Below are 7,245 nucleotides of genomic sequence, written 5' to 3'. Positions count from 1 at the left end.
AAAATCGCTACACTCCACTATTTCTCATGCTTCCGCCTCCTTGTCACCCCTTCAGGTTTCCCATCTGACAAGTAATAAGTATTTACCTTTGACTTCTATACATTTATGCAATTCATGAGATAAATATCCGTCCATTGAGGAAATAATTTTAGAAGCTTTTTTGAAAGTAGCTTCAAAATCTGATTCTAGACCAGATTTGACATGAAGTATAACTGCCTCAAGAATCATAAAGTTTTGCGGTGAATAATTACGCTGATATTATGCTGATATTATTTAGTATAAAGTAGACGTGATGTCTAGGACGGGCTACACCTACGCACATATTTAATTGTTATTAAAACTAATTCTTCAGTAAATAGATAATCGCAGCACAAAACTCTTCGTAGTATCCTTGGAAATCAGTTTCACTGAAGCCTAAAATCAAGTCTTGTCTATCTTCTTCTGTAATTGTGTTGATAATTTCCAATATTGGCTCAAGAGCTTTTGCACGTAAATCTTTCAGTTTATTAATATTGAGTCCAAGTTTATCAATCGTTATTTCAGCAGGTAATTGCTTTTCTAAATTATTTGTCGCCAAAATCTGACCATCATCAGTGTACCTAAAAAACTCTGCACAGTTAATATTTAGAGGCGAAACAAAGAGATTTTCATCATGCCATTTATCTTTCTCCTTACCACAATGCAGAGGTTCTTTGGGTACTGTATCTTTTTGGCATGATGCCAATATATTTGTGTATTCTAGCGCTAATTGAGGATAAGTTGTTCTTGGTTTTAAATGTTCAAGATGGCTATCGTCAGTATTAATCCGTCTTCCACAGTAACAGCAAATAAAACCTTGCTCTTGCAACAAGGAATTATGTACATCAGTTTTTTGTGGTTTGCCGAAATTTTCCCAACTAGGTTGCCAATCCTCATTTGCTAGATTTTTCCAAACGGTAAAACTTTCTGGCTCCGCACCTTTTTTGATATATTTCACCGCTTCAAAATCTCTTTGCGTCGAATAGATACACTTGCTTTTACTAATTCTGGTTCATCTTGTCCAATAATATCAGCAATTTCCTGAGATAATTGCCTAGCACCATCAAGATTTCCTTCATCAATGAGCCTAAATAACTCATGTAGACGATCTTTAATTTCTTGTGGACGTGCTGGAACTCCCATGAGGTCTTCTAAAATCCGATTGCTGTCTCTCCCAAAGGAACTTTCTGGTTTTTTGGCAACAACACCTTTATCTGTTTTTTCTAGAATGTAAATTCCTTTTGGTTTGACTTGGCTAATTACTTGAGGCGAATGGGTAGTGACAATAAATTGGCAATTAGGGAATGTTCTTGTCAAAGCTGGAATAATTTCTCGTTGCCATTTTGGGTGTAGGTGGAGTTCAATCTCATCAATTAAAATAACACCACTACCTTGGAGGGGATCTGGTAAACCTGGATTGGCTATTGCCAATCGTCTTGCTAAATCACCCACCATTGCCAGCAAGCATTTCTCTCCATCAGACAGCTGATTTACTATCAGTTCTTCACCTTTTTTTCTGACAGTCATTCGTAGGGGTGAACGCCTTACTCGTAAATTAGAAAAACTTGGTATTAATGAAGATATGGCTTGCCTCACTGATTCTAATTGCTTATCTCGATAACCGGAATCATCTTCTAGCCGTAACTCATTCTCTAAATCTTCTTCCTTTCTAAACCATTCAAAGAAGAGTCTAAACTCACTTCCTGCTCCTGTAAGTGCATTTTCATAAATATCTATTTGTTCAAATAAATGCTTTGTCCGAATCTTCAAAGGAATATCCAGTACTGCACGATTTGTAGAATAATATACTAATACAGGAATATTTAATTGATTAAGTGTATATAAATCATTCTTGATATTTTCAGCAACCTTTGTTATGGCTGACAGATTACTGCTAGTATCTTTGCTGCTTCCTTTATGTACCTTGGTCAGAGACCATATTACTTCCTCAGAATTAAATAAAACAATAATTTCATTATGTGTTTCTTTTTGACCATTAGTGATGTCTTTCTCACTGAAGAGTCTTCCAGAAGATGTTGAGTGTTGAATTGAGCTAGTAAAACGCGACAAGAGAATGGCTAGGCAATCAATAATACTTGATTTACCCACGCCGTTGATACCAATAAGTACCGTTGGACTCGTTTCATCAAACTCAAGCGTCAAATCGCCGATTCCACGGAAGGATTGCATTTTTAAGCGCTTGACTTTCATAATAACTATGCTGATTTCAACTTAATAATACCTTTATCAAAAACGCGATTATCAGTAGCGATCGCACTTATTTCTATTCTATCTTTATACACTTCATAAGAGGCAAAACTTAAGTCACTGGTAGAATACCCTGTCCACTCAGAACGCCCTACAGGACGATTACCAGCACCCGCGCCACAAATTAAGTAAGTTGTACCATCAATAGCACGAGTGCGTTCATAACTATGTTCATGACCATTAATATAAAGTTGAACACCGTATTTTTGAAATAGAGGAGTAAAAGTTTTAATAAAATCTGGATTACTCCCATAATGACCCGATGAATAAATCGGATGATGACCAAACACTACTTTCCAAGGAGCATTACTCAGACTTAATTCTTTTTCTAACCAACTTAGCTGGTTTTTCCAATTAGCATTACTGTTAGTATCTAAAGCAAAAAATTGCACAGTTCCCCGGCGAAAGGTATAGTAACGTCCCTTCATATTAAAGCCAGCATACTTGACTTGGGGCTCGCCATTAGCAGTACGAATATCGTGATTACCTAAACAAGCCTGAAATTTTACACCTTGCTTGAGTAAACCTTGATAGGGACGCTCAAAAACTGCATTAATTTTCTCAATTTCGCCGTTATTGTAAATGTTGTCTCCAGCTAAAACGACTAAATCATAAGGATTTTTCTGATGATACACATTCATTGCTCCAGCCACAGCATACTGTCCTTTAGCCCCAGTCCCCGTATCCGCAACAGACACAAAACGTAATAATAAGTCTTTTTTGGCTGGGTTAGCGGCTATAGCTGTTGTTGAATCGCTAATATCAGCACTTTGATGATTTTGATGAGCAAACATCCAGCTTAAAAATCCTGTACTAATGGCGCTGACGCTACTTAAAAATACAAATTGACGGCGTTTCAGTTTCATAAGTCACCAAATTTAATAAATAGTCATAGCGGAAACAATGAGCAATGAAGTGATACATTAAGGCAAAAGAAGGCAGCACCAGTAATAATGTACGTTGTTTGTCTTTGATTCGCTGCTTTTGGTGAAAGTTCCATGTCACAAGACAATCAGTCAAAACCGACGGATGAGCAGATAACTCAACCTCCCCAAAAACCTTACCAGAGAGTTCAGCCATTTTGGAAGGCTAAAATTATCCAACTTCTCCAAGGGACAATTGGGGTTTTAGAAGTAACGGTGGAAAAACTGGAGACAGCACCCCCACCTGGTACTGAGGAAAAACCTGGTTTTTTTCAGCAGCTTCAGTTGTGGTGGGGTGGATTGTTAAGGACAATCCGCTTATTTTTACCATCAAATTTGTCAACAAAGTTATCAGATACAGCTTTGACGGGAATTGTTACTGGAATTGCTGTAATTCTCGTTTGGACAACTACGACTATCTTTACTGCTAAACCTACGGAAGTAGCAACTGTTCCTCCGGTTGAAGAGGTTCCCATACCAACACCAACAATAACTACTCCACCGAAGTCAGTCGCACCAGAACCACAACCACCAGAGGAAATTACGCCGCCGCCAGAAGTACAAACTACGCCACCAATGCCGGAACCAGAACCAATTCCTACGCCAACGCCAATCTCAACACCAACGCCGACACCAGTCATAGAATTGACACCTGAACAAGCTTTGATTGCGGCTATTGAAAATCAGGTAGTCGAAATTAGCGATCGCATTGCCTCTGGTCTGATAAAGTCAATTCAAGCCAACTTCCGTACAAGTAACTTGACTGTCAAAATTAGTAATGACTGGTACACTCTCAAAGAATCTGAGCAAGACAAACTAGCTGCAAAGATATTACAACGCTCTCAAGAACTCGATTTTACCCATTTAGAAATTCTCGACTCCCAAAATACGCTGATAGCTCGTAACCCGGTTGTTGGGACTGAGATAGTGATTTTTAAACGGCAAACAGCAAGTTAAAATAATTAGTAATTAGTAATTCGTAATTTAGACGTTTAACTTTAAGTATTTATGTTAGACAACGTTTCGCTATTGCTCAAAGCTTGTGAAAGCTTAAACATCAGCTATGAAATCCTTCATCCATCTGAAAACTTAATCAAAATAGAATTGAATAGTAAACAGCATTATTTTTGTAACTATAGCACTCCGTTACTTAATCAAGCAGTAGCACACCTGATCAAAGACAAAGAATACACTTATCTTGTTTTAAATAAAAAAGTTAACCTTCCTCGGACAGTAGGTTTTCTTTCGCCTTTTTGTGACATCCAATATAAGATTTACTTAAAATTTCCAACTATTCAAGATATCGTATTAGAAATAAAACAAAATTTTGAAACACCAGTGATTATTAAAAGAAATTCTGGTGCGGGTGGACATAATGTCTTTTTATGTGAGAATTTAAATGAAATTGAAACTGCTTTAAAAGAAATTTTTACTATTAATCACAAGTATGATTACGTCGCTCTTGCTCAAGAATTTATTCACATCAAATCTGAATATAGAGCGGTTTTCTTAAATAAAGAGTTAGTTTTGCTTTATGAAAAAGATATAACTGATGCCAAATTTGTTGGTAATCTCAGTCCTCTACACTGGGATGGTGCGAAAGCCAAATATATCAACGATCCACAAATACTATCAGAGATTGCTAATTTTGCTCAACCAGTTTTTCAAGAGTTAGACCTTGATTATGGTGGTTTTGATATCGTCTTAGATCGAGATAATCAATATTGGTTAATTGAAATCAACTCTCATCCAAATTTTAGCCTTTTTATTAGAGACAATGGAGAAGAGTATGTGTTGAAAATTTTTGAAAAAATGCTAATTAGCCTAGCCTCAAATTAAAGAAAGAGACAAGGGGAGAATTTTTGATTTTGGATTGAAGAAAAAAGCGTTCGACTGAGCGCTCACGCCAAAGTCTAAAATCTTAAATCGAATGACTTCTAACTCACCACTCTCACTGCCTGAGTTGGTATCCATACAGTAAAAATCGAGCCAATACTTACAGTTGATTCTACTTCAATTCGACCTCGATGAAGTTCTACAAGTTGTTTAGTTAAAGCCAGTCCTAGCCCAGTGCCTTCGTAGCGGCGGCGATAAGGTGTATCGAGTTGTTGAAATTTCTCAAACAGTAATGGTAATTGTTCCTCAGGAATGCCAATCCCGGTATCTTCCACTTGAAAAATAGCAGTATTATCTTCCACCCAAAGACGTAAAGTAACGCTACCACTTTCAGGTGTGAATTTAATCGCATTAGTTAACAGATTCAAAATAATTTGTTCTACTCGTTCGGCATCGGCAGTAAAGCGATCGCACCTGGGATTGATTTGCAAATCAAGTATGAGATTAATTTGTTCGCTCGTTGCTTTTTTTTGCAGCAACTTCACAGCATTTTCGGCAACATTCACCAAAGAAAATTCCGAAATATTTAAAGCTGTCTTACCAGCCTCGATTTGCGATAAATCGAGGATGTCATTAATCATTTCTAATAAATGTTCTCCACTATCGTGGATGGTTTGCAGATAACCCCGTTGTCGTTGACTCAATTCACCCAAAGGCCAGCGTAATAACGTCGAAGACATCCCAATCACATAAGTTAAAGGCGTGAGCAATTCATGACTGATAGTAGCGAGAAACTCACTTTTGATCCGGCTAGCAGCTTCGGCGGCGAGGAGAGCATCACGCAGAGCCATTGTGCGCTCAATAACTCGTTGTTCGAGATTTTGTTTTTCTTGGGTGAGCGTTTGCATTAACTCAGCTTGGTGAATAGCGATCGCTAATTGTTCTGCGATCGCAACCAGCAAGTTTTTTTCGCTATCATTCCACTGGTGTGGGCGATCGCACTGATGAGCAATCAGCAATCCCCACAGTTTATCCTCAAACATAATCGGTGCAGCCAACTTAGCCCTAACTTGGCATTCCCTTAAAAAACTCAACAAACACTCTTCCAGAGCATAAGTTTTTTCGACATCATCCACAGCTAAAGTAAAGCCTTGGCGATACTTCTGCCAACACTGAGAAGTGCGGATAAAGCAAATTTTTTCCGTGTAATTCAACACCGATGTAATAGCATCTGTAGCACGGGCTTCATAGACAATATAACCTCCATTCTGTTGGCAGTCTTTTAGTAGAGGTTGATTATTGACTGATACAAAAGGCGAGTGTTTACCGTTGTTCTCGTGTATAGAAAAATAGATTTCACCAGGTTCCCTAACTGATGGTTCTATATCTGTTGGTAGTGCCGTTTCATTAAGGGGAATAGTCTCAGAATCGTATTGTTGAGCCTTAACTTGGGAACCTGCAAATTTATAGATTACTAATCTGTCTAATTCTAGAAACTCACGCACCTGTGTAATTGCCGTTGCCATAATCACGGGCAAATCCAGGCTTTTGCGGATCTGTGTTGTTACCTGATTTAATAGCCGCTCTTGAGAAATCTGTTTTTTTAAAGCATCTTCCACTGGCTGACAGATATAAACTGCCGGGCCAATTGGGCTTGGATCTGCTATTATTTCTTGGTTTGGCTGAGTTAGGAGATATTCTAATAACAACAGCGAGAATTGACTTTGGAGCGTAGCATCATTAGGTCTAATAATTTGCCGATAGCGTTCGAGATTTTGGTAAGTATAAGAATCGCACTCAAACAAATCTCTCAACTCGTAGACAAAAGAAGCGATCGCCTCTAAATTAAACGTCAACTGAGCATTAAGTGCTAAATGAGTGCTGAGTGCTGAGTGCTGAGTGCTGAGTAGAGAATTAGGAGTGCTGAATGCTGAGTGAATTTCCTGCTCCCCTGCTCCCCTACTCCCCTGCTCCTCCTCAAAGTTTCCTACCAAGAGCGCACTAAACTGCTCGGAAACCACTAGGGTAAACCTTTGCCTTTGCCACTCCACAGGTATGCAAATCCGCACCAGCACAGCTTCTGTTAGTACCACGGCACTTTCCACCCTTTGAGCCATCTGTTCTAACAATTCCCCAAGCTGATTAAATACAACAATAGGCAAGGTTCGAGAAAAGCTCAAATCAGGAGAACTAAGCATTT

General features: G+C 38.5%; 6 protein-coding genes and 1 pseudogene. 2 read left to right on the top strand and 5 right to left on the bottom strand.

Annotation, left to right across the window (positions count from 1 at the left end; all coding sequences use genetic code 11):
* Nucleotides 1-57: 57 nt before the first annotated feature.
* The 4 genes and pseudogenes from HWQ58_RS27140 to HWQ58_RS27125 all read right to left on the bottom strand — a co-directional run.
* Nucleotides 58-228 (bottom strand): annotated as a pseudogene (locus tag HWQ58_RS27140) (antibiotic biosynthesis monooxygenase); the annotation flags it as partial.
* A 112-nt stretch (nucleotides 229-340) separates the two neighbouring features.
* Nucleotides 341-976 (bottom strand): retron system putative HNH endonuclease, encoded by a 636-nt coding sequence (locus HWQ58_RS27135; RefSeq protein ID WP_292869797.1) that lies wholly within the window; start codon nucleotides 974-976, stop codon nucleotides 341-343.
* Nucleotides 973-2,229 (bottom strand): AAA family ATPase, encoded by a 1,257-nt coding sequence (locus HWQ58_RS27130; RefSeq protein WP_292869795.1) that lies wholly within the window; start codon nucleotides 2,227-2,229, stop codon nucleotides 973-975. The genes HWQ58_RS27135 and HWQ58_RS27130 overlap by 4 nt, the downstream gene beginning before the upstream one ends.
* Before the next feature lie 5 nt (nucleotides 2,230-2,234).
* On the bottom strand, nucleotides 2,235-3,152 hold the full coding sequence (locus HWQ58_RS27125; RefSeq protein ID WP_292869792.1) for a metallophosphoesterase: 918 nt from the start codon (nucleotides 3,150-3,152) through the stop codon (nucleotides 2,235-2,237).
* Nucleotides 3,153-3,284: 132 nt separating this feature from the next.
* On the opposite strand from HWQ58_RS27125, the gene HWQ58_RS27120 reads away from it, so the two are divergent.
* Nucleotides 3,285-4,166, top strand: coding sequence for a hypothetical protein (locus tag HWQ58_RS27120; RefSeq protein ID WP_292869789.1), 882 nt, complete (start codon nucleotides 3,285-3,287; stop codon nucleotides 4,164-4,166).
* Nucleotides 4,167-4,217: 51 nt separating this feature from the next.
* Entirely contained in the window at nucleotides 4,218-5,048 is an 831-nt protein-coding gene (locus tag HWQ58_RS27115) for a YheC/YheD family protein (protein WP_292869787.1), read from the top strand.
* 98 nt (nucleotides 5,049-5,146) lie between these two features.
* Here the strand turns inward: HWQ58_RS27115 and HWQ58_RS27110 are convergent, their stop codons facing one another.
* The gene (locus HWQ58_RS27110; RefSeq protein ID WP_292869784.1) at nucleotides 5,147-7,243 is read right to left on the bottom strand and encodes an ATP-binding protein; all 2,097 of its coding nucleotides are present in this window, start codon (nucleotides 7,241-7,243) and stop codon (nucleotides 5,147-5,149) included.
* Nucleotides 7,244-7,245: the final 2 nt, after the last annotated feature.

It is taken from the genome of Nostoc sp. LPT (genome assembly GCF_017115165.1).
Classification (GTDB): domain Bacteria; phylum Cyanobacteriota; class Cyanobacteriia; order Cyanobacteriales; family Nostocaceae; genus Nostoc.
The sequence above is the reverse complement of the archived record's forward strand: the minus strand, read 5'-3'. Positions and strand labels throughout refer to the sequence as shown.

Bases quoted from the DNA above. Each gene is read 5' to 3' on its own strand.
- HWQ58_RS27130 (WP_292869795.1), bottom strand. From the start codon at position 2,229: ATGAAAGTCAAGCGCTTAAAAATGCAATCCTTCCGTGGAATCGGCGAT.
- HWQ58_RS27125 (WP_292869792.1), bottom strand. From the start codon at position 3,152: ATGAAACTGAAACGCCGTCAATTTGTATTTTTAAGTAGCGTCAGCGCC.
- HWQ58_RS27120 (WP_292869789.1), top strand. From the start codon at position 3,285: ATGTCACAAGACAATCAGTCAAAACCGACGGATGAGCAGATAACTCAA.
- HWQ58_RS27115 (WP_292869787.1), top strand. From the start codon at position 4,218: ATGTTAGACAACGTTTCGCTATTGCTCAAAGCTTGTGAAAGCTTAAAC.
- HWQ58_RS27110 (WP_292869784.1), bottom strand. From the start codon at position 7,243: ATGCTTAGTTCTCCTGATTTGAGCTTTTCTCGAACCTTGCCTATTGTT.